The sequence below is a fragment of the Rossellomorea aquimaris genome (genome assembly GCF_020171925.1).
In the GTDB taxonomy this organism is placed as follows: domain Bacteria; phylum Bacillota; class Bacilli; order Bacillales; family Bacillaceae_B; genus Rossellomorea; species Rossellomorea aquimaris_F.
Window position 1 is genome coordinate 409,869 of sequence record NZ_JAIVAR010000001.1, and the last position, 19,919, is coordinate 429,787.

At 42.0% G+C, this 19,919-nt stretch carries 19 protein-coding genes and 1 pseudogene; 10 read left to right on the forward strand and 10 right to left on the reverse strand.

The genetic code is table 11. The annotated features are described in order from the left end of the window. Positions 1-50: 50 nt before the first annotated feature. The gene (locus LCM10_RS01995) at positions 51-1,685 is read right to left on the reverse strand and encodes a M4 family metallopeptidase (protein WP_224874230.1); all 1,635 of its coding nucleotides are present in this window, start codon (positions 1,683-1,685) and stop codon (positions 51-53) included. Positions 1,686-2,011: 326 nt separating this feature from the next. Between LCM10_RS01995 and LCM10_RS02000 the strand changes: the two genes are divergently transcribed. Continuing rightward, the gene (locus LCM10_RS02000) at positions 2,012-2,326 is read left to right on the forward strand and encodes a DUF3892 domain-containing protein (RefSeq protein ID WP_224874232.1); all 315 of its coding nucleotides are present in this window, start codon (positions 2,012-2,014) and stop codon (positions 2,324-2,326) included. Positions 2,327-2,409: 83 nt separating this feature from the next. Here LCM10_RS02000 and LCM10_RS02005 read toward each other — a convergent pair whose 3' ends face one another. Further along, positions 2,410-2,934 (reverse strand): GNAT family N-acetyltransferase, encoded by a 525-nt coding sequence (locus tag LCM10_RS02005; RefSeq protein ID WP_224874233.1) that lies wholly within the window; start codon positions 2,932-2,934, stop codon positions 2,410-2,412. A 220-nt stretch (positions 2,935-3,154) separates the two neighbouring features. Here LCM10_RS02005 and LCM10_RS02010 point away from each other — a divergent pair, with 220 nt between their 5' ends. Both LCM10_RS02010 and LCM10_RS02015 read left to right on the forward strand, forming a co-directional pair. Then, on the forward strand, positions 3,155-3,817 hold the full coding sequence (locus LCM10_RS02010) for a hypothetical protein (protein WP_224874235.1): 663 nt from the start codon (positions 3,155-3,157) through the stop codon (positions 3,815-3,817). A 45-nt stretch (positions 3,818-3,862) separates the two neighbouring features. Continuing rightward, entirely contained in the window at positions 3,863-4,270 is a 408-nt protein-coding gene (locus LCM10_RS02015; RefSeq protein ID WP_224874237.1) for a VOC family protein, read from the forward strand. A 71-nt stretch (positions 4,271-4,341) separates the two neighbouring features. Here the strand turns inward: LCM10_RS02015 and LCM10_RS02020 are convergent, their stop codons facing one another. After that, positions 4,342-5,169: an STAS domain-containing protein gene (locus LCM10_RS02020; RefSeq protein ID WP_224874239.1), complete on the reverse strand. Its 828-nt coding sequence runs from the start codon at positions 5,167-5,169 to the stop codon at positions 4,342-4,344. Between the two features lie 129 nt (positions 5,170-5,298). Beyond that, positions 5,299-5,733, reverse strand: a complete 435-nt coding sequence (locus LCM10_RS02025) for a hypothetical protein (protein WP_224874240.1) — start codon at positions 5,731-5,733, stop codon at positions 5,299-5,301. 269 nt (positions 5,734-6,002) lie between these two features. Here LCM10_RS02025 and LCM10_RS02030 point away from each other — a divergent pair, with 269 nt between their 5' ends. Further along, positions 6,003-6,428 (forward strand): VOC family protein, encoded by a 426-nt coding sequence (locus LCM10_RS02030; protein WP_224874242.1) that lies wholly within the window; start codon positions 6,003-6,005, stop codon positions 6,426-6,428. Positions 6,429-6,555: 127 nt separating this feature from the next. Here LCM10_RS02030 and LCM10_RS02035 read toward each other — a convergent pair whose 3' ends face one another. Next, positions 6,556-7,791, reverse strand: coding sequence for a dicarboxylate/amino acid:cation symporter (locus LCM10_RS02035; protein ID WP_224874244.1), 1,236 nt, complete (start codon positions 7,789-7,791; stop codon positions 6,556-6,558). A gap of 268 nt (positions 7,792-8,059) precedes the next feature. On the opposite strand from LCM10_RS02035, the pseudogene LCM10_RS02040 reads away from it, so the two are divergent. From LCM10_RS02040 to LCM10_RS02050, 3 genes and pseudogenes are all read left to right on the forward strand, one after another. After that, positions 8,060-11,188, forward strand: a pseudogene (locus LCM10_RS02040) (SNF2 helicase associated domain-containing protein). A gap of 107 nt (positions 11,189-11,295) precedes the next feature. Continuing rightward, positions 11,296-12,474, forward strand: a complete 1,179-nt coding sequence (locus tag LCM10_RS02045) for a TraB/GumN family protein (RefSeq protein ID WP_224874245.1) — start codon at positions 11,296-11,298, stop codon at positions 12,472-12,474. A gap of 139 nt (positions 12,475-12,613) precedes the next feature. Beyond that, entirely contained in the window at positions 12,614-13,138 is a 525-nt protein-coding gene (locus tag LCM10_RS02050; protein WP_224874247.1) for a GNAT family N-acetyltransferase, read from the forward strand. A 15-nt stretch (positions 13,139-13,153) separates the two neighbouring features. Here LCM10_RS02050 and LCM10_RS02055 read toward each other — a convergent pair whose 3' ends face one another. After that, positions 13,154-14,101, reverse strand: a complete 948-nt coding sequence (locus LCM10_RS02055; protein ID WP_224874249.1) for a nucleoside hydrolase — start codon at positions 14,099-14,101, stop codon at positions 13,154-13,156. A 200-nt stretch (positions 14,102-14,301) separates the two neighbouring features. Between LCM10_RS02055 and LCM10_RS02060 the strand changes: the two genes are divergently transcribed. Together LCM10_RS02060 and LCM10_RS20545 are read left to right on the forward strand one after the other, a co-directional pair. Next, entirely contained in the window at positions 14,302-15,984 is a 1,683-nt protein-coding gene (locus LCM10_RS02060) for an acyl-CoA dehydrogenase family protein (protein WP_224874251.1), read from the forward strand. 286 nt (positions 15,985-16,270) lie between these two features. Further along, positions 16,271-16,405 carry a hypothetical protein gene (locus LCM10_RS20545; protein WP_263621355.1) on the forward strand — a complete coding sequence of 45 codons (135 nt, stop codon included), beginning with the start codon at positions 16,271-16,273 and terminating at the stop codon, positions 16,403-16,405. Positions 16,406-16,466: 61 nt separating this feature from the next. Here LCM10_RS20545 and LCM10_RS02065 read toward each other — a convergent pair whose 3' ends face one another. The 3 genes from LCM10_RS02065 to LCM10_RS02075 are packed head-to-tail and all read right to left on the reverse strand — an operon-like array spanning position 16,467 to position 18,806. After that, positions 16,467-17,864 (reverse strand): nucleoside recognition domain-containing protein, encoded by a 1,398-nt coding sequence (locus tag LCM10_RS02065; RefSeq protein WP_224874253.1) that lies wholly within the window; start codon positions 17,862-17,864, stop codon positions 16,467-16,469. Further along, positions 17,839-18,567, reverse strand: a complete 729-nt coding sequence (locus tag LCM10_RS02070; protein ID WP_224874256.1) for a FeoB small GTPase domain-containing protein — start codon at positions 18,565-18,567, stop codon at positions 17,839-17,841. The genes LCM10_RS02065 and LCM10_RS02070 overlap by 26 nt, the downstream gene beginning before the upstream one ends. Further along, positions 18,564-18,806 (reverse strand): FeoA family protein, encoded by a 243-nt coding sequence (locus LCM10_RS02075; RefSeq protein ID WP_224874257.1) that lies wholly within the window; start codon positions 18,804-18,806, stop codon positions 18,564-18,566. Before LCM10_RS02075 ends, LCM10_RS02070 begins: the two co-directional genes overlap by 4 nt. 270 nt (positions 18,807-19,076) lie before the next feature. Between LCM10_RS02075 and LCM10_RS02080 the strand changes: the two genes are divergently transcribed. Then, a complete protein-coding gene (locus LCM10_RS02080) occupies positions 19,077-19,568 on the forward strand; it encodes a GyrI-like domain-containing protein (protein ID WP_224874258.1) in 492 nt (163 codons plus the stop codon). Here the strand turns inward: LCM10_RS02080 and LCM10_RS02085 are convergent. Beyond that, entirely contained in the window at positions 19,555-19,824 is a 270-nt protein-coding gene (locus LCM10_RS02085) for a hypothetical protein (protein WP_224874259.1), read from the reverse strand. The two genes, LCM10_RS02080 and LCM10_RS02085, sit on opposite strands and share 14 nt — an antisense overlap. Between the last annotated feature and the right edge of the window lie 95 nt (positions 19,825-19,919).

Sequence of the window (19,919 nt, forward strand, 5' to 3'; positions counted from 1 at the left end):
AAGAAAAAGGCCGCTGATAAAAGCGGCCTTTTTCCGGTGAGTTCAGGAGATTAATAGACTCCAACCGCATCCCAAGCGGCTTTGACGCTATTGTAAGTAGAGCTTCCGCTACCATATAAATCAGCAGCAGATTGAAGCAATGCAGCACGCGCATAGCTGAAGTTACTTGTCGGAGTCAAGTATACAGTCAGTGCTCTGTAGTAGATTTTTTCAGCTTTCGCTTTACCGATGCTTGAGATTGTATTATAAGCTGCTTTATTCGGGATACCTGAGTTAGTATGGACCCCTCCGTTATCTGAAGAAGTATTCACATAGTTGTTCATATGCTCAGGCTGTCCGAAACGGGCAGGGTTGGAAAGACTGCGAAGTGCATCACCCGAAACCCCAGGTGTGTATACATCTTCACCCATTAAATAGTCTCCAGGATCAAGGAAGTAGCCGAATACATCAGAGAAAGATTCATTCAATGCACCGGATTGATACTGATATTGAAGACCCGCAGTACGTTCAGTCACCGCATGAGTCAATTCGTGAGCAACTACATCAAGTGCTCCTGATAATGAGGTGAAAGTGGAACCGTCACCGTCTCCATAAACCATTTGCTGTCCATTCCAGAAAGCGTTGTTATAGTTTGAGCCATAATGGACGGTTGATCTGATGGTCGCACCGTTATTATCGAAACTATTGCGATTATGTGTATTTAAATAATAATCATACACTTTAGAAGCATATGCGTGGGCATCGACTTCAGCAGCTTGTGAATAAGCAGTCCAGGCGTTATTGCTGTCCACTGTATAGACCCCTGGAAGACTTGAGCCGTTTTGAGCAGTCCGTGTTTCGATGACACCGTTCATCGGTTTAGTAACATCAAATAAGTAATACGTCCCGTTTGAATAGTAAGTATTTAGTGACTTATAGTCATCGAGTACACCATAACCGTACCCTGTTGTTGCTCCTTCAGTAACGGCATTATAAGCTTCAAGGATGCTGCCGTCCTTAGCATCTACAAAGATTTGCCAGTTTGCACCATACGGCTCAATGAATTGAAGCTGTACTTTGTACGCAAGAGAATAGGCACCATCTTTTTCGTGAACGACCAGCTTGCTCTCTTCATTTGTGCTCTCGACGTCACTTTCTTTCTTAGCACCAAAAGATTGTTCCTCATGAGTCCCTGTTAACGTATCTGCTTTTGTCAGATTGATATGTTTCCACGCAGAAGCGACAGCTGCTTGATCACTAATCTTGGATTTAGTATTCGTCAGTTTTTTCGAAGCGTCTTGGTATAATTGTCCAGTAGCGGCTGTGACTTCATCATCTTTATTTGTATGGACGATGAAGATTGCCCCTTCAACCGGTACACCATTTACGGATTGAGTGAATTTATAGTGAGACATGCCCAGATCATCTGTCGTCTTTTCAAGTAATGTCAATTCAGAATGAGGATCTACTTTGAACAGATCCTTATTTTCTTTCATGAATCGCTTAACTTCTTTTTCGTTAGACACCTTGCTAGACAGTTTGCCTGATAAGAAGCTTGGTCCCTTTTTGTCGAAATTCATCACCTTTTGGTGGATTTCCATTTTGGAAGTGATTGAATCAGAAGATTGTGCCAGTGTGGTTCCAGCGAATGAAGCACTGAAAACGAGTGAAGTACCTAATGCTAAGCTAACTAATTTTTTCGACATTATTACAATTCCCCTATCTGATCTGATTTGAGAAATAGCTATTTCTATTAACCCCGGCGGCTAATTAGTAGTCTATTAAAAAGTGCAGAATCTTACAATGTAAAAAATGGTAATAATCAGTTAATTTAGAATTTTTGGATTTATTGAAAGTCCATTTTTAGTGTTTTTTCCGGGAAAATCTGCATCGTTCTTTTTTTTTCGGCCGAAACAATTTTTTTAGGCATATTTTACTGATTATATTGTTTACCCATTATATAGACTGAAAGGTGTAAATAAAAAAGACACCTCCCGAACATACTAAACTTACGTTTGGGAGGTGTTGTTTGATGGAAAGTAAAGACTTTGAGCAGATTTATGAGCAGTACAAGCAGGATGCAGGCCACCATCTTCGGCAAGATTCTTCATTTCCTGCGACTTCGGAGGCGGAGAAAATTGTTGCGATCCGTAAAAACGATGATGATGACATCATCGCCTTTAAAACGGAAAGCGGAAGAGAGCTCGATTATCTGACAGCTTTGGAAGAAGCTAAAGCAGGTAAATTGGCCCATGTAGACGTATTTCACCGCTACGGAAGGGATATCATCAGAAGTGAACCGGATGGATTGAAAGAGAATAATTTGTCTAATCTCCCCCCTTTCTAAGAAGGAAGGGGTCTTTCTGTGAAAGTTGCAATAAAGACCCCTACAATTCATTTGGAAATCGGATATTGATGAGAAGCAATGAATCAGTTCCTGAGCACGGTGATGAATCCTTCAAGTATATCGTGGCTTACCTTGAATCCTTTACGCTTATAAAATTCAAGTGCGATGGTGTTCCCATTTGAAACAAAAATGAATATATCCTCGATGTCTTCATGTTGTTCCAACCATTCCATCGATAGTGAAAATAGCTTCGATCCTACACCACTCTTCCTATACGCATCATGTATATAAAATTGTGATAAGCATCCAACATATGCATGGCTAACGGTTGATAAATCAAAAAAGGTGGCAAATTCATTCGAGTATGTCTCTTTAGGAGAAATATTGACATACGCATAACCAATAATTTGGTTATCATCCTTTGCTACAATAATATGATTATGAATCGCTTTTTCAACTGAAGGTACCAAGCGCGACTCAAAGTTCATAGCATCGAAGAGCTCGGGTTTGATTGTGGCTAAAGATTTCTGGTATGCCATTAAATCATTACAGCATTCCTTGAGCTTATAAAGCTTGTTTACTGGCAGGGTTTCAAAAGAAAGGCTCATATGCAACACTCCTCATTTTGACTCTAGTGATTATCTATTCATAGTTTAATGGTTTCTACTAAAATGAAATCGTCATTAATCTTCCGAGCGGTAACAACACAATGAGTGAAAACACACTAGGGCATATTTTTTGTGATATATTTAATGTTACAGGCTTTAATGACAGGATGAAAGAAACATTTTTTCAGAAGCCAGGCAGTTAATCAGTAGGGGGTGAAAAATGATGTACGGACAAGGAATTGTGCCATCATGGTTTTATCTATTGGTCTTTATGGTATTTATACTATTCGTTGTGATCGGCTATTTTGTGACGAGGACTGAAAAAGACTTGCAGTTGGGTGGCGATGGAAAGTTGGCAAATAAGGCGATTTACTATGAAAATCGTTTCCGGTCATCTTCCAAACGTGCAGAAATCATTGATGTGAAAACCAATTATGCAGGATTTGTAAAGCGTGACTTTCATAGTAGGCTGAATCAGTTATGGACGTTCTTCTTTCGACAGCGGTCCATCCATTTTACGGGAGAAGGTCATGATGGCAAGTTAAAAATGACTTTACATAATGAATCCGTCAAAAAAGGCAACCACATAATATGGCAGGCAGAAGTTATCCAAGATCACAATATTCAAAGGTTTGAGATTGAAGGTCAAAAGGAAAAGGGTGGAGTCGTCAGGCTTTCATTTTCTTATGGTGGTGAATTCTTGCAAGTGTACCATGATAAAGAAAATGGTGAGATAAGATTCAGCAAGGATCAAGAGGGCATCGCCGTAATCACCTATCAAAGGAGACTCTCCCCAAAGAAAGTTTTCATCGATTCGAAAGAGGGGGAACTGCCATTACTTTTATTGACAGGTATTTATGAGGTTATAAGGCATCATAGTTGATAAGTCGTTCTATTTATGAGTCGATCGGAGTACAGGAGGGGAAAAATGAATACCGGGTTACTTCATCACATAGAATTGTATGTGTCAAATTTGGACAAGACAGAAAAGTTTTGGGGATGGTTTCTAAATGAACTAGGTTATGAGCTTTATCAAAAGTGGGAAGATGGTCAGAGCTGGAAACTTGGTGATACATATATCGTATTTGTGCAAACAGAAGAACGTTTCTTGGACATTGCTTATCATCGTTGTCGTACCGGATTGAATCATTTGGCTTTTCATGCATCTTCAATAGAGCATGTAGACGAAATGGCTGATAAATTGAATGTAAGAGGGATACCCATTCTCTATAAGGATAAGCATCCATTTGCAGGTGGAGGTGGACACTATGCCGTGTTTTTTGAGGATCCAGACCGGATCAAGGTGGAACTGGTAGCGCCGCCTCCCCATACATGAAGTTTCAAAAATAAGGACTAAGTAAATGCAAAGCGGCAGCCCCAATGAATTTTGGGGCTGCCGCTTAATGGTTAGTGATTCTGAAGTGTTTTCATTGCAATATGGAGACTCGAGTAAATAGGTATCGTTGATATATTGATGCCAAGGTTAGTCATGGTCTGGGCTATTTCAGGTCGAATGCCGGTCAGGGTAGCGCTGATGCCTGACAGGCCAAGGGCATCGATTACCTTGAAAATGCGGTCTGCCACCATCGTATCAATGATCGGTACACCCGATAAGTCCAAAATGATATGATCCAAGCCAAGTTGTGAGCCTTTCACAAGGGCTTTGTCCATTAATTCATGTGCCCGCTTCGTATCGATATCCCCCACTAATGGAAGAATCCCGATTGTATCCGTTACTTTGATGACTGGTACGGAAAGTTCCAAAGCCACCGATTCAGCAGCATGGATCCTTGTGTAATATTTTCTGCTATACGAAATACTCAGCCAATGAACGGCCCGGTCCACAACGGAATTAAAGCGTGACAGAACCTCGTAGAAATCTGTATATGAAAGTTCCTGCTTTTCTGCTTCATTCTTGATGATCTCCCCGATCCGATCTCTATAATTACGGATCTCTTCAATGGCAATATCCAATGGAAGATCTAAATCGATCAATAAATTTACTGCCTGTTCTCCCCAGTTTTTTAGGTTTTCATAGGAAGTCTCTAGGTCGTTGATAATAGAATTAGCATATATATCTATCAAGTTGTGTCGCCAAACTTTAATATCTTTACTGATTGTGCTTGAATAATTATCATTATTATCCATTGCTCTTTGATCGACCATTGTTTCTTTCAATTTCAGGATCGCGTCAGCAATATCTCTCGTTTTTGTGTTCTCCATATTTACAGACAATGTTTATCCCCCTAACGGTTCTCAATAAAAATATCTTAACATATATCAGTTTTTCCGTCTTATATGTTGCCTGAATTTTTTTACAATATGACTGGAAAAACGGAGGGGATAATGTGAACGAATTTCATCTTAGCGCCCAAGCACCCATTCTGACAATGATTCTTCCGTGATGCCATAGAAAACCTTCCCAGTTTCATCCCGTACCCCGTAGCTGATCCGGCAAGCATGGTCATCCCAATTTACTTCAATGGAATCTATGATACCCAGTCTTTTAATCCCAGCGACCTCAATCATGACTTGATCTTTCATTTCAAATGTTGTTTGAACGGTCAAGGTTTTCCTTGAATTTGAAGGAATCGTGCCATCATCTTCAATATTTACATATGTCCGGAACGCTGACTCAATGTCATATGTAATAATTGAGGCGTCTTCCCTTATTAAATAGCGAATCCTTTTAATCGTTCCGGATTGATATCGTTTCTTTTCGGCTGGACTTTCATCACTACCGTCATAGTCGCATCCGATGTATTCGTTTATTGGAATCACTTCTAAATTAACAATCAAAAAATCCACCTCCGAATCGAACCCGTTTATCTATATCTATTTGGAAATGAGTAAGGATAGACCCAAGGATTAATAGAAAGATCGGAACGTGGCATTTATGACTCAGTAGATTTTGGCAGAAGAGAGTTTGCTTCAGCATAAATTAGAAACAAAAGGAAAAAACGATTGCGAACGTTTGTTCTATAATGTATGATTAAGGTGTATCGGTAAACTGCGGATATGGTTCCTTTAAAAAGGGGTCAAATCTATACTAATTTTAGGAGCTGGTAATGATGGTTCAGGTTTTTCCTTATTTGGTGATGGACGGAAATGCGAAAGAAGCAATTAATTTTTATCAAGAAGTACTAGGGGCAGAAGTTCTATACGTTCAAACGTTTGGTGAGAGTCCGGGAGATCCTGAATACCCCCTGCCAGAAGAAACAAAGGATCGCATCATGCATGCAACCTTAAAGATCGGGGAATCAGAGCTTATGTTCAGTGATACGTTCCCAGGACAGCCTCATGCAACTGGAAACCAAGTTACACTGTGCATAACGACGAGCGATCCTGAGAAATCAAAGAAGTTATTCGAAGGGTTAAAGCAAGAAGGGGAAGTGACAATGCCCCTACAGAAGACTATCTTCAGCCCGCTTTATGGATGTGTGATCGATAAGTTCGGGGTTAACTTCCAGATTTATACTGGAGAAGAGAGCTAATTTCAGGGTAACTTACTATTAATGTGACCGATACAACTCAACAGCAGAACATACATAAATCAAAAAAGAGCCGAAATCCCATAATTATCGGGAAGTGGCTCTTTTTTATAAATTTGATTTCACACCATCAGTTTTGGTGGCTAATTTCCGCGTTCTTTTCAGACTGATCGACAACCGCTGCCCCGACAACATCCCCAATGACGTTAGAAGCAGTTCCAGCCATCCCGATGATGACATCTACCCCTGCGATCAAGGCAACGATTTCAAGCGGGAGGTCGAACAAGGTCAGTACCGCAGATAACGTAACGAGTCCTGCTGCGGGAATTCCTGCCGTTCCAATGGATAGAAGAGTTCCGATCAGTACAACGGTCAGTAAATCAGTGATAGAAAAGTCCACCCCTGACACATTCGCTGCGAAGACAATGGAGGCACCCATCCTTAAAGCTCCACCGTCGGAATTGAAAACGGCCCCCAAAGGTAAGCTGAAATTCACGATCCTTTCAGAAATGCCTGCTTTTTTAGCACCATCCATTGCGACTGGAAGAGTGGCAATGCTACTCGAAGTGAAAAACGCAGTTGTATACGCTTCTTTTGTTTTTTTGAAAAAGTTCATGACAGGAATGTTGAATATCCTAAGACTTCCACAATAAACAAATACCCACAAGAGGAGGATCCCAAGATAGAAGACGGCGGTGAACTTAAGTAAAGACTGAAAGGTGTCCCAACCCTGCGAACCGAATGATGTAGCGGCTATGGCAAACACCCCGATAGGAGCGTAGAGCAGAATCCCTTTAAGGATGTTGAAGAAAAGCTCATTGGTAGCATCAAAAAACGTATGCAATTTCTCTCCATAATCCTTCATCTTATGATCTTCCGAAAACCTCATCGCTGACATTGAAAAACCAATAATGATTGCTAGAAATAAGATGGACATCAAATTCCCATTCGAAAACGCGGTGAACAAATTATCTGGAATGATATTGAATAATACGGATGAAAACGAAGGGGCTTCAGGTTTTTTTACCTCTGCAGCGGGTAGTGACAAAGCTTCACCGGGATTAATGACAAGGGCCAGACCTAATCCAATCAGCACGGCAGCTGCCGTTGTGCTTCCATAATAAAGTAATAGTTTCCCGCCGGTTCTACCCAATTGTTTCGGATTCATTTGGTTGACGGCAAGGACAACCGTAAGGAACACAACCGGAATGGCAATAAGATTTAGCAGTTTGATCAGAATTGATCCAAGAGGTTGCAGTACATTTGCCTGAGTCCCGAATACTAGACCCACGATTATTCCGAGAATGAAACCCGCTGTCATCTTTACGATAAATGACGAGTTTTTATAGCTAGTCCATAGTTTCAATTTCTTTCGCCTCTTTCCTAAAAGGTAATTAGTATGTGCTTGTCAATAAAACACTTCTTACTGGAACTTGACTATAATACCATACAAATGAAGATTCCCGTAAGGTGATTGTTTATCGATCCAAACTGCGTATCATAAAAAAGGAGGAATTCAATCAAGAATAAGATTGTTTATCATGTGTGTTACAATCTATTTAATAAATCGACGAGAAACTAGTAAGAAGGGACATATCATGCTTTTTAATTTTACATATAAAACGATTCAAACTATGTGCGGTGAGGTTTCATACAAAAAAGGGTTGAAGTACTTTGAATCCGATAAAGTTACCATCGAAGATATTCAGCCCGGTCACTGTGAAGCCAAAGTGCAAGCTGGCGATGAGTTTCATGTCGCGATTGAAGAGGATACACAAGGAAGGCTTCAGACAACCTGCAGTTGTCCCAAGCTTTCTTCGTTTGATCTTTCTTGTCAGCATGTTGCTGCAGTCCTTATTAAAATCCATAAGGAGAAGCCATATTACGGAAAGCATTTGAGTGATGGATTACTCAACGTATTCAATGATGCAAACACAATACGTTCGAGTGGAGAACAACGTCATTTTGAAACGAGGAAAGTAGTAGACGTTCAATTCACTTGCACTCCTTTGTTATATGGTGACAATCAGTATCTATTGGGGATTCAGTTGAGTATGAATGACAATCTAATCCAGGATGTCCGGGGATTTATGGAGAGTGTGACGGAAGGAAAGCCTTTCAGGGTCTCGGATGATTTTGTCTACTCACAAAGAGATCATTGCTTCAATAGGGGGGATGATGCTTTAATCAAGGCATTGACTAAAATACTTAATGATGAAGCTTTTTTTTCAGGAAGTTCCAATGAACAAACCAGTGGGAGTTCATTATCCATCCCGCCTTCCGTATGGAGTACAATCTTTCCTTTGCTCTTGGATGCTGAACGGGTATCAGTGGAACTTTCAAGGAAGAAGTATAACCGTATTCAAAAGTCTGCTGCTTTGCTTCCTTTGGAATTTACATTCAGTGAGAACGATTCTGGTACGTACATACTATCAATAGAAGGTCTTACCCATACCTTTATATTTTTAGCGTATCGTGTTGTTTTCTTTAAAGGTAAAGTGTATGAATTAGGTGATGATGATTACAGGAGGCTGCATGAATTACATAGGATGCTTGACGCATCTGAGGTGAATCAGATCACCATCCCGGCTGACAAGATCAATTACTTCCTGGAACGCATCGGACCAGAGTTGAAAAGATTGGGTCAGGTGAGGATGTCCCAGTCATTAACCGAAAGATTCTTGAAGACACCACTCACTGCTAACCTGTACTTAGATCGAGTGAATAATAAGCTTTTGGCCGGATTGGAATTTCAGTACGGCCATGTAGTCTTCAATCCACTATCTGAAGCGGAGAGCCCGGGGGGCATGGTGGTCAGGGACCTGGAGAAAGAGGAACAAATCATAGACATCTTCGAACGCAGTTCCTTTGCAAAAACGGAGAGTGGCTATTACCTTCACAATGAGGAGCTTGAATTTGATTTCCTCTATTATCAAGTGCCCGATTTACCAAAGTACCTCCGGGTCTATGCAACGACTGCTGTCAGGAATCGGATTTTCAGGGGGGACGCCAAGCCTGTCGTCCGTGTAAAGGTGAAGAAAGAAAGGACTAACTGGCTTCAGTTCAAATTCGACATGGACGGGATACCGGAAAGGGACATCAAGGAATTGCTGTCTGCACTGGTGGAGAAGCGGAAATATTATCGTCTTCGGAGCGGTGCACTGCTTTCATTGGAAACAAAAGAAGCACAAGAAATTCATCGTTTCCTCCAAAGGGCTGAAGTAAAACCTGCTTCGCTCTTAAGTGGATATGATGTCCCCATGGTAGAAGCACTGGATATGCTAGATCATTTTGAGGGAGGGGACGGATTCAGGATAGAGGAGTCTTTCCGGGAATTCCTTTCGACCATTCGGAATCCAGGTAGTTTGCCATTTACAGTCCCAGATTCTCTCGATAGCATTCTCAGAGAGTATCAGAAGGTAGGGTATTATTGGATGAAGACGCTTGCTCACTATGGTTTTGGTGGGATTCTTGCCGATGACATGGGTCTGGGGAAAACAATCCAAAGCATTACATTCATTCAATCCATCTTACATGAAATAAGGCGAGATGAGGCACCTGCACTCATCGTATGTCCATCTTCCCTCATGTATAATTGGCTCAGTGAATTCTCGAAATTCACTCCGAAAATAAAGGTGATGGTAGTGGAGGGACCAATAGCCAGAAGAAGGATGCTGCAAGAAGAATTTGATGCAGATGTCGTCATCACCTCATATGGAATCATACGCAGGGACATCCACTGGTTCGAAAAGCAGGACTTCTCGGTTGTATTTTATGATGAAGCACAGGCATTCAAGAATCCTGTCACTCATACAGCTCGAGCTTTAAAGAAGTTAAAGGCGCATCAACAATTTGCATTAACGGGAACCCCTTTGGAAAATTCAATAGAGGATCTGTGGTCAATTTTTCATATCGTCTTTCCCCAGTTATTCTCTGGATTAATGGACTATAGTAAACTCTCACGTTAATCGATTGCAAGGAGAGTCAGGCCATTCATGCTTCGGAGAATGAAGGAAGATGTATTGCGGGAGCTTCCCGAGAAACTCGTAACGAGGGAGACAGTCGAACTCCTTCCTGAACAGAAGAAGCTTTATGCAGCATACCTTGCCAAACTTCGTCATGATACATTAAAGCATTTGGATCAGGAAACCCTCCGCAAAAATAAGATTAAAATCCTTGCAGGGCTCACCCGGCTGCGCCAATTGTGTTGTCACCCAAGTCTTTTTGTAGAAGGATATACAGGAGGTTCAGCGAAGCTGCATCACTTAATGACACTCCTGGAAGAAGCGAAGCAATCCGGAAGGAGAGTTCTTATATTCTCCCAATTCACCAAGATGCTTCAGCTGATTGCAAGGGAGCTTGCCACCATGGAATTACCATTCCTCTATATGGATGGAAGTACGCCTTCTGAAGAGCGACTCCAGCTATGTAACTCTTACAATGCGGGGGAAAGGGACATTTTCCTAATCTCCCTGAAGGCCGGGGGAACCGGTTTGAACTTAAATACAGCCGATACCGTCATTCTTTATGACACGTGGTGGAATCCTGCAGTGGAAGAGCAGGCTGCAGATCGGGCGCATCGGATGGGTCAGAAGAACCCTGTGCAAGTGATCAAGCTTGTGGCAAAGGGTACGATTGAAGAGAAAATGAATGAACTCCAGGAGAGGAAGAGACATTTAATTGAATCCATCATTGATTCTCCCGAAGATTATAGTGGAAAGAACTTAACTGAAGATGATATAAAAGAAATACTGAAGTTATAACTATTTTTTTAAAATATTCATAAAGTTGTAAGCAAAGCTTTCTATTAATGGTAAAATGGAAAAGTGAAATTGGGAAAAGATTAATATCCGTAAAAGGAAGGTACTTCATGTCAAGAGAAATAGAAGAACAAAATATCACAAGAATCAACCAAAACGGTAAAGAATACATTCTTATTGGCACGGCCCATGTATCCAAGAAAAGTGCCGAACAAGTCAAAGAAGTAATCGAACGAGAACGTCCCGATACGGTATGTGTGGAATTGGATGAACAGAGATATCAATCCATCGTGCAAGGTGATAAATGGAAAGAAACGGATATTTTCAAAGTCATAAAGGATCGTAAAGCTACATTCCTGCTGATGAACTTGGCGATTTCGTCGTTCCAGAAGAGAATGGCGAAGCAGCTTGGAATCCAAGCGGGTCAGGAGATGATCCAGGGAATCGAATCCGCAAAGGAAACAGGTGCAGAATTGGTTCTTGCGGATCGGAACATTCAGGTCACGTTCTCACGCATTTGGGGAAACGTTGGCTTTACGGGGAAATCAAAGTTACTCATGCAGATTATCTACAGCATCTTCAGCAATGAAAATATTTCAGAAGAAGAACTGGAGAAATTGAAATCAAAAGACATGCTTGAAGGGATGTTGAATGAATTCACTGAAACATCCCCCCGACTGAAAAAGCCTTTGATTGATGAGAGGGATCAGTACCTTTCACAAAAAATAAAGGATGCTCCAGGAAAGAAAATTGTTGCTGTACTTGGAGCTGCTCATGTGCCTGGAATCAAAGAAGAAATTAAAAAAGATCATGATCTTGAGAGATTGAATGAAAGGCCACCTAAATCGAAGTTACCTAAGATAATCGGGTGGGGGATACCGATCTTCATCCTTGCACTCATTGCTTATACGTTCATTTCAAATCCCGATGCAGGTATGCAGCAGTCATTGAGCTGGATTTTATGGAACGGGGGATTTTCTGCCCTTGGGGTAGCCATTGGTATGGGGCACCCATTAGCGATTCTTACGGCTTTTGTCGCCGCACCAATTACATCCCTTAACCCGTTGCTAGCAGCAGGGTGGTTTGCAGGCGCTGTACAAGCGTATTTTAAGCGTCCAAACGTTGCGGATTTCGATCGCTTATCAGAAGACGTATTAAGTGTGAAAGGGTTCTGGTCAAATAAAGTGACCCGGGTATTATTGATTGTTGTGTTGGCCAATTTAGGAAGCTCCCTTGGAACATTTATCGGTGGTGCCGATGTGATACGTCTGTTCTTTAAAAACCTTTAAAACAATAGAGATGAGCTGCTTCAGATTGAAGCAGCTCATCTTTCGTTTTGACAGAAAATTAGCTTTCACCTGCAAGGTATGGATGGTAAGATGAATAATATGGAAAAGAAAAACATCTAGAACAAGGAGAGGTATACATATGATTACGCCATTAGTGACGTCGAGGTTGATGTTGAGGACATTTGAACATAGTGATGCACCGGCAATCCAGAAACTTGCCAATAACAGAGAGGTTGCAGAAATCATTGGACTGCCTCAACCTTATTTACTTGAACATGCCCTTGAATGGATCGAGATACAGCCCGGATTGATTCAAAACGGAACAGAATATCCACTGGCTGTTGTCTTGAAGGAAACGGATGAACTGGTCGGGACCATCACATTACGGGTCGATCGCCTCAATCAATCAGGTGAGCTCGGCTACTGGGTGGGAAGGCCTTACTGGGGAATGGGTTTCGCCACTGAAGCTGTAGAATGTATGATCTCATTTGGAATCGAGGACCTTCACTTGAACAAAATCCGTGCCTCGGCATTATCAAAAAATAAAGGCTCAATTGCTGTCTTAAAGAAAGCTGGCTTCACTCAGGAAGGATTGTTAAAGGAGGAACGTCTTGTGTCAGGCATGTTTGAAAATCTCGAGATATACGGATTGTTAAAGAAATAGGATCGGTCAGGCATCTTAATCGAATGCTTCCCCTGTCATAACAGTCATAAACCTGTTATAAAAAGTCTTATAATCAAATCCGAAGGCAATCCTGTGTTTTCTGACTCCATTCTCAAATTTGATATAAGGTCGAATGTCTGTAATGCTTTGACCTTGGTTGACGTGTCCTTCTGTCGTCTCAATATAGACCTGCAATTCCTTAAATGTAAACATGTCCTCGTAAAGGGGGGCCATGAGGGTAATGGCATCATGCACCGGACTTCCCTGGATTTCCGGATTCCGCTCTTTATAATAAGCATAGTAGTAATCAAGTAAAGGCTTCAAAAGCTCCGTCTTTCCCTTGGAATCGATATAATCAACCATTTGTGGGGTCACAATGGCAAAGTCGGTCACATTAAGTGGGATGATTGTCAGGTTGTTTGCGTAGTTCATGACAATTCTAGCAGCAATGGGGTCTGAATAAAAATTCGCTTCTGAAACGGCCGTTACATTACCCGGTACCCAGAAAGCCCCACCCATCACGTAAATATCCTTCACAGAATCCATCAGATCAGGATAAAGGAGATACATCGATGCTAGTGAAGTCAGCCGCCCTATACTGACTACTGTAAGTTCACCGTCATATTGCTTGATGATGTTGACAATTTCAAAGAAATTCTCGGTTGTGTCGCTCAACACCTCGGGAATGATCGGACCTAATCCATACTCTCCATGGATCTCAGGGTAAAAAGTTGGTTCTTCTGCGGTCATGGGAATCTGCGCACCACCGATAATCGGAAATCGTTTCTCTTCCGGCACATAAGTCATGAGATAATTTGCCGTTTGGATTGCACGTTCCCTAGGAACATTCCCGTAATCGGCTACGACCCCGACAAGCTCGATGTCATCGCTTAAGTATGCGTAAATGAGCGCGACTATATCATCAATCCCAACATCTGCGAACAACAGAATTTTTTTCTTCATATTAAGACACTCCCCGATGTTTTTTTCATTATATGGAAATCGATCATTGTCCTGTGTCATCATAAGAGTAGAGAAGTGAATGAAAATAAAAGGATGATACCTAAAATAGATTGAATATTCTTTCTTTTGCGGTTCGCCAATTTAAAAATCTTAAAGAGAAATAAATCTTACTGAAAAAGTATTTGAGAAAGGGTGGGATCATGAGAAAGCTTGAAAACTTTTACCTCGAGGACCCTCATTTAAAACAACTGATACGTCATTATCTGAGAGGGCCATTCTATCACTGGGCAGATAAGGAACTTACTGAATTCGGTGCGATATGTGCTGGGGTAATTGATGAGCGTGCCGTCCATACTGACCGTGAAGGACAACCGAAATTGATCAAGTATAACCGCTTCGGTGAGGAAGTCTGCGAAATTTGGGTGAATGAAGGATATAAGAAAACCGTGGAAGAGACGTACAATAAAGGAATTGTCGGGTATATCCATAAGACCATTCCGGAGTTGGGCCATAATGGCAACTATCTTTACTCCTTTGCACAGGGCTACTTATTGTCACAAACCGAGCCCGGGTTCTACTGCCCTGTGACGTTGACGATGGCAACTGCCATGCTCCTTGAAAGATACGCGAGTGAAGAATTGAAAGAAAAATACTTGAAGCATGTTATTTCAACTGGAGAAACTGCGTTGTATGAGGGTGCCACGTTCTTGACCGAGCGGCAAGGGGGATCGGACGTGGGGGCCAATACGGTTCGGGTTGTGGAGGATGGTGAAGGGTTTAAACTTTTCGGAGAGAAATATTTTGCATCCAATTCCGGTATGTGTGGTGTCGCAATGGTATTAGCCAGGACGGACGGCTCAGCCGCAGGATCAAAAGGTCTAAGTTTGTTTGCGGTACCTTGGCGAAAAGAAGATGGCAGCTTGAATGGGATACGAGTACGCAGATTAAAGGATAAACTGGGTGTCAGGGCGGTACCTTCTGCTGAAATTGAATTTGAAGGTGCAGAGGCATTTCTCATTGGACAAAGGAATAAAGGGATTTATTACATGATGGAAGCTCTGAATCTATCAAGGATCTGTAATGCGGTTGCTTCTATCGGCATCATGCGAAGAGCTTACATGGAAGCGAGGAATTATGCATTTTACAGGGAAGCATTCGGAAAGAGCCTTTCACATTACCCTATGGTCAAAGAAACCCTCGTTGGCATGGCGGCCAAACAGGAAGTTGAAACAAGTGCAGTATTCAGATTGGCAGAGAAATTTGATCGTGTATCCGATCCTGGGGTTATGACTACGGATCAAGAAGCTGCATTGACGCGTCTACTCATTGCAATTTTGAAGAAAGAGAGTGCAGAACAGGCAATCCACTTCTCTCATGAAGCAATTGAATTGCATGGAGGTAACGGGTATATAGAAGATTTTGTCCTGCCAAGGTTACTGAGGGATGCACAGGTATTGACTGTCTGGGAAGGGACGGCAAATATCTTGGGTCTCGAGGTGCTGCGCCTACTGAACAAATATAGAGTACATGACGTCTTCTTCCAAGAAATGAACTCGGAGCTTTGTGGGCTTCCCTCAGAACTACACGGACTGATTGCACCAGTACAAAAAGGATTGACGGTTTTAGAGGAAGTGTTGAGGAACATATTATCAGCTGATGAAGATACTCAGACGTACCATAGTAAACGGATTGCAGAGCTCATGGTGAAAATATATGAAAGCGTCGTTGCACTGAGTGATGCGGCGACATTTGGAGGTGAACGAAAAAGAATGATCGCCGAGATTTTCATCGAGGATACTTGGAAGCAAAATGAATGGTTGGATCCTGAGAGGAAGTCGTTGAACTATTTTGATGAAATCGTCGGCGTTGGTGAAAAAGTTTAGTTAAGTGTAAACCCCCGGACTCATGGTCCGGGGGTTTTATTTTTCACAGCAGCAAGGACAGTCACATTCTTTTTTTGTTTGACACTTGCAGCGTTTGCATGAGCATTTCTTGTCGATCATGTGGTCACCTCCGTGCAGTCTTCTTTGTATCAAGGATATCCATTCTGACGGGTTCCATACGTGCATAGGGAAGTGTGTTCACTCTGATTGATTAACGTAAAGAGAAGGCATGCATTTTCCTTTCTTGCACATATTAATCCTAGCTTGATTGAAAGGAGACATTCACATGAAAAAAGAAGAACAAAACAAAAAATTGCCTCTGAAAGAAACAGGCGACATGCAGACCATCGAAAATAGTTCAAGCAGCCAGAATGTAAAACCTGAACCACAGCCCAAAGATTATGATGAAATCGAATACTGATAAGCGTCCAAAAAAAGGTACGTCCCTCATCGCTTTAAAGCGACGAGGGACGTACCTTTTGTTAACCCCATCCAAATAACTTAGCAAGTTGAGCGATTACAAAGGTTACGCCGATGGCAAGGCCGGTTGGGATGGCAAAGGCAAGAAATGTCCACTTCTTGCTTTTTGTTTCCTTGAAGATATTTATTAAAGTCGTTCCACAAGGGAAGTGAAGAAGTGAAAATAACATCATGTTCAGGGCAGTGACCCAGGTCCAGCCCTGGTCGACAAAGATTTGCTTTAACGAACCAAGGTCCTCGACTTCAATCATGGCACCTGTAGATAAATAGCCCATCAGTAAGATTGGAAGGACGATTTCGTTTGCAGGCAGACCCAGAATGAACGCCATCAAAATGAATCCATCTAGCCCGAGCTGTTGAGCGAATGGGTCCAAAAAGTTCACCACATGCATCAAGACACTCGTATCCCCGATCATGATATTGGCGAATACCCATGTTAATACTCCCGCAGGTGCGGCAATGATAATCGCCCTCTTCAGTACAAACACCGATTTATCAAGTGTTGCCCTTACGATTGTATTAATGAATTTCGGCTTACGGTAAGGGGGGAGCTCCAGCGTATAATGAGTGGGTACCCCTTTAAGTGCCGTTTTGGATAGGATCCACGAAACAGCAAGTGTCACAATGATTCCGAACACCACCATACCAACTACGACAGCGGCAGTCACGAGTGTTCCGGCAGCCCCTGTAAACCCGGCAGCCATGAAAATGGAAGCCATTAGAATCAATGTCGGCCATCTACCGTTACAAGGGACAAAGTTGTTTGTCAGGATGGCAAGCATTCTTTCCCTGGGAGACTCAATGATCCGTGTAGACATGATCGCAGCGGCATTACATCCAAACCCCATCGCCATTGTCAGGGATTGTTTTCCATGAGCCCCGGATTTTTTAAATAATCGATCCATGTTAAAGGCAACCCTCGGTAAATACCCATAATTCTCTAAGAGTGCGAACATTGGAAAAAAGATGGCCATTGGTGGCAGCATGACACTGATTACCCATGAAGTGCCCCGATATAGGCCAAGTACCAGGACGCCATGTAGCCAATCTGGTGCATTCAAAGCATTGAACCCTAATGTCAGATAACCTTCAAGCCAGCTGAAGAATGTTGCCAACATGGAGGAAGGGACATTCGCACCTGCGATTGTCAAGTAAATGACGACTGCAAGCATCAGGAGCATGATGGGGAAACCCCATATTTTAGATGTGAATATTTTATCCAGTTTTTCAGTGTGCAGCAATTTCCGTTGATCGCTTACGTTAACGGCATCAGCGCAAAGGGCTTTTGACTGTGTGAAGGCACTTGTGACGATTTCGTCCCGTAAAGACGATGTAGAGAGACTCATTGCCTTTTCTCTCAGCTTTCTGCTTGCATCAGCATTCCCCGGATGCGAATTCATAAGATGGACCTCCTTTCTTTTCCTTTGAAACTCGGGCGTTCAATTCAGAGATGATGCTATCATCTCCCTCCAATAGACGTAATGCAATCCATCTGGAAGGAAGGAAAGAACCATATATCGATTGGATTTCAGGCTGGAGCTCTGCAATCTTTTTTTCAATATCATCACTGTATTTCAGCTTTAGGGGTGAAAGCGACACTGAGTTTGTAATGACTTTTTGGACCGTATCGAGTAACGTATCAATCCCCACCTTATTTCTTGCAGAGATCTTCACAACAGGGACTCCCAGTCTTTCTTGAAGCTTTTTTTCATTGATCGAGATGCCCTTCTTTTCAGCTTCATCGATTAAGTTCAGCGCAACTACTGCTTTATCTGTGATTTCCAAAACTTGAAGCACGATATTCAAGTTTCTTTCCAATGAGGTAGCGTCCAATACGATGACCGTCACATCAGGCTTCTCGAACGCAATGTAATTTCTGGCGATTTCTTCATCCATCGAGTTCGCAATTAGTGAATACGTACCTGGAAGATCGATGATTTCATATGATTCATCCTTAAAATCGAAATGTCCTTTGGATTGAGCCACCGTTTTCCCGGGCCAATTTCCAGTGTGCTGCTTTAATCCGGTCAAAAGGTTGAACAAGGTTGATTTTCCCGTGTTGGGGTTTCCGGCTAGAGCGATTCGCAGTTTCTCTTGATTCATCCAATCATCTCCCCGTAAATATTCGAGCTTTCTTCTTTTCTTAGCGCAATGACTGTCCCGCTTACCCTAAAGGCCACCGGGTCACCTAAAGGACTTTTTTTAATCACTGTCACGACATTACCGGGAACAAACCCTAAATCCAGGAGGCGTCTTCGCATGACACCATCTATTTCAATTGAAGTGATCTTGGCACTGGTACCTTCGGTTAAATCAGATAATTTATATTTGGACAAAGACATTATTTTTACACCCCCACACATATTTTTGTTAAGGTTATTATTTTTGCCTGAGCGCAACTTTTTCTTTATCGTATGTCGGAAATCCGCTTTTGTCAACTGATTTTAAAGATAGGACTTGTACTTTTTTAGATTTTTTTTAATAAGAAACATATGACTTCTAAGAACACATGTCAACTTGAAGTGAAAGATAGGGATTAGGTTCCTTTACGAAGGAATTGCTTACCCAATCACGAATACATACGAGTAATGAACGTTTGGGAGGAGAATGATATGGTGTCACTTGATTACGAGATTGTCACACTTCCTTCATACCGTGCCATAGGCATGAAGTGGGAAGGGTCATATTCCGAGGTATCGGTGTTGAAAGAAATGATTCAATGTATGTGTGAGCGCTCCCGGGGATTGGAATATAAGTTACAACCACAGACTCAATTGGGATTGTCGTATCATTTGCGTCAGGATGGCTTTGTCCATTACTCTGTGTTTGAAGTGAGTGGGGAGGAGATTGTGCCTGAAGACATGGTGGAAATCAACATACCCTCCATGTCGTATTTGAAGGTCCACCATCCGAAAGGCGAGGATATCGGCGCTACATACTCAAAGATTTATCAGTGGATGAAGGAAAATGAGATGTATACAACAGATGTCGAAGAGGGGATCACCTATTTTGATGACTTGCCGATCAAACATGAACGATATCCTCTAGATCGTGATCTTAAAGCTCCACATTTTGATATCCTCATCCCTATCAAAAGCACATAAAAAAGGAACCCATCCAATATGGATGGGTTCGCCTGTTATCTGCCGCAGCTGCATTTTTTACCATGATTCTTTCTATGTTTGTGACAATCACAAGAATGATGTTTTTTACATCCGCACGTATTCCAGTCTTTTTGGTCATGGCATTTGCAGGAATGAGAGTCTTTGATTTTAAAGCATTTCTGTTCAACGGCTTCGTCTCTTCTAGGTTCTCTGCAATCGTGGTGATGATGATCTTCATGGCATGAACAGTGTCCAAACATCAAGTTGTCCCAGAAGTTGCAGCGATGATGTCTTCTTTTCTCACAGCAATGATAATTTAGAAACCACATAAGTCTTCCCCCTAACTCCATC

Bases quoted from the DNA above. Each gene is read 5' to 3' on its own strand.
- LCM10_RS01995 (WP_224874230.1), bottom strand. From the start codon at position 1,685: ATGTCGAAAAAATTAGTTAGCTTAGCATTAGGTACTTCACTCGTTTTC.
- LCM10_RS02000 (WP_224874232.1), top strand. From the start codon at position 2,012: ATGGAAAGTAAAGACTTTGAGCAGATTTATGAGCAGTACAAGCAGGAT.
- LCM10_RS02005 (WP_224874233.1), bottom strand. From the start codon at position 2,934: ATGAGCCTTTCTTTTGAAACCCTGCCAGTAAACAAGCTTTATAAGCTC.
- LCM10_RS02010 (WP_224874235.1), top strand. From the start codon at position 3,155: ATGATGTACGGACAAGGAATTGTGCCATCATGGTTTTATCTATTGGTC.
- LCM10_RS02015 (WP_224874237.1), top strand. From the start codon at position 3,863: ATGAATACCGGGTTACTTCATCACATAGAATTGTATGTGTCAAATTTG.
- LCM10_RS02030 (WP_224874242.1), top strand. From the start codon at position 6,003: ATGATGGTTCAGGTTTTTCCTTATTTGGTGATGGACGGAAATGCGAAA.
- LCM10_RS02045 (WP_224874245.1), top strand. From the start codon at position 11,296: ATGTCAAGAGAAATAGAAGAACAAAATATCACAAGAATCAACCAAAAC.
- LCM10_RS02050 (WP_224874247.1), top strand. From the start codon at position 12,614: ATGATTACGCCATTAGTGACGTCGAGGTTGATGTTGAGGACATTTGAA.
- LCM10_RS02055 (WP_224874249.1), bottom strand. From the start codon at position 14,101: ATGAAGAAAAAAATTCTGTTGTTCGCAGATGTTGGGATTGATGATATA.
- LCM10_RS02060 (WP_224874251.1), top strand. From the start codon at position 14,302: ATGAGAAAGCTTGAAAACTTTTACCTCGAGGACCCTCATTTAAAACAA.
- LCM10_RS20545 (WP_263621355.1), top strand. From the start codon at position 16,271: ATGAAAAAAGAAGAACAAAACAAAAAATTGCCTCTGAAAGAAACAGGC.
- LCM10_RS02065 (WP_224874253.1), bottom strand. From the start codon at position 17,864: ATGAATTCGCATCCGGGGAATGCTGATGCAAGCAGAAAGCTGAGAGAA.
- LCM10_RS02070 (WP_224874256.1), bottom strand. From the start codon at position 18,567: ATGAATCAAGAGAAACTGCGAATCGCTCTAGCCGGAAACCCCAACACG.
- LCM10_RS02075 (WP_224874257.1), bottom strand. From the start codon at position 18,806: ATGTCTTTGTCCAAATATAAATTATCTGATTTAACCGAAGGTACCAGT.
- LCM10_RS02080 (WP_224874258.1), top strand. From the start codon at position 19,077: ATGGTGTCACTTGATTACGAGATTGTCACACTTCCTTCATACCGTGCC.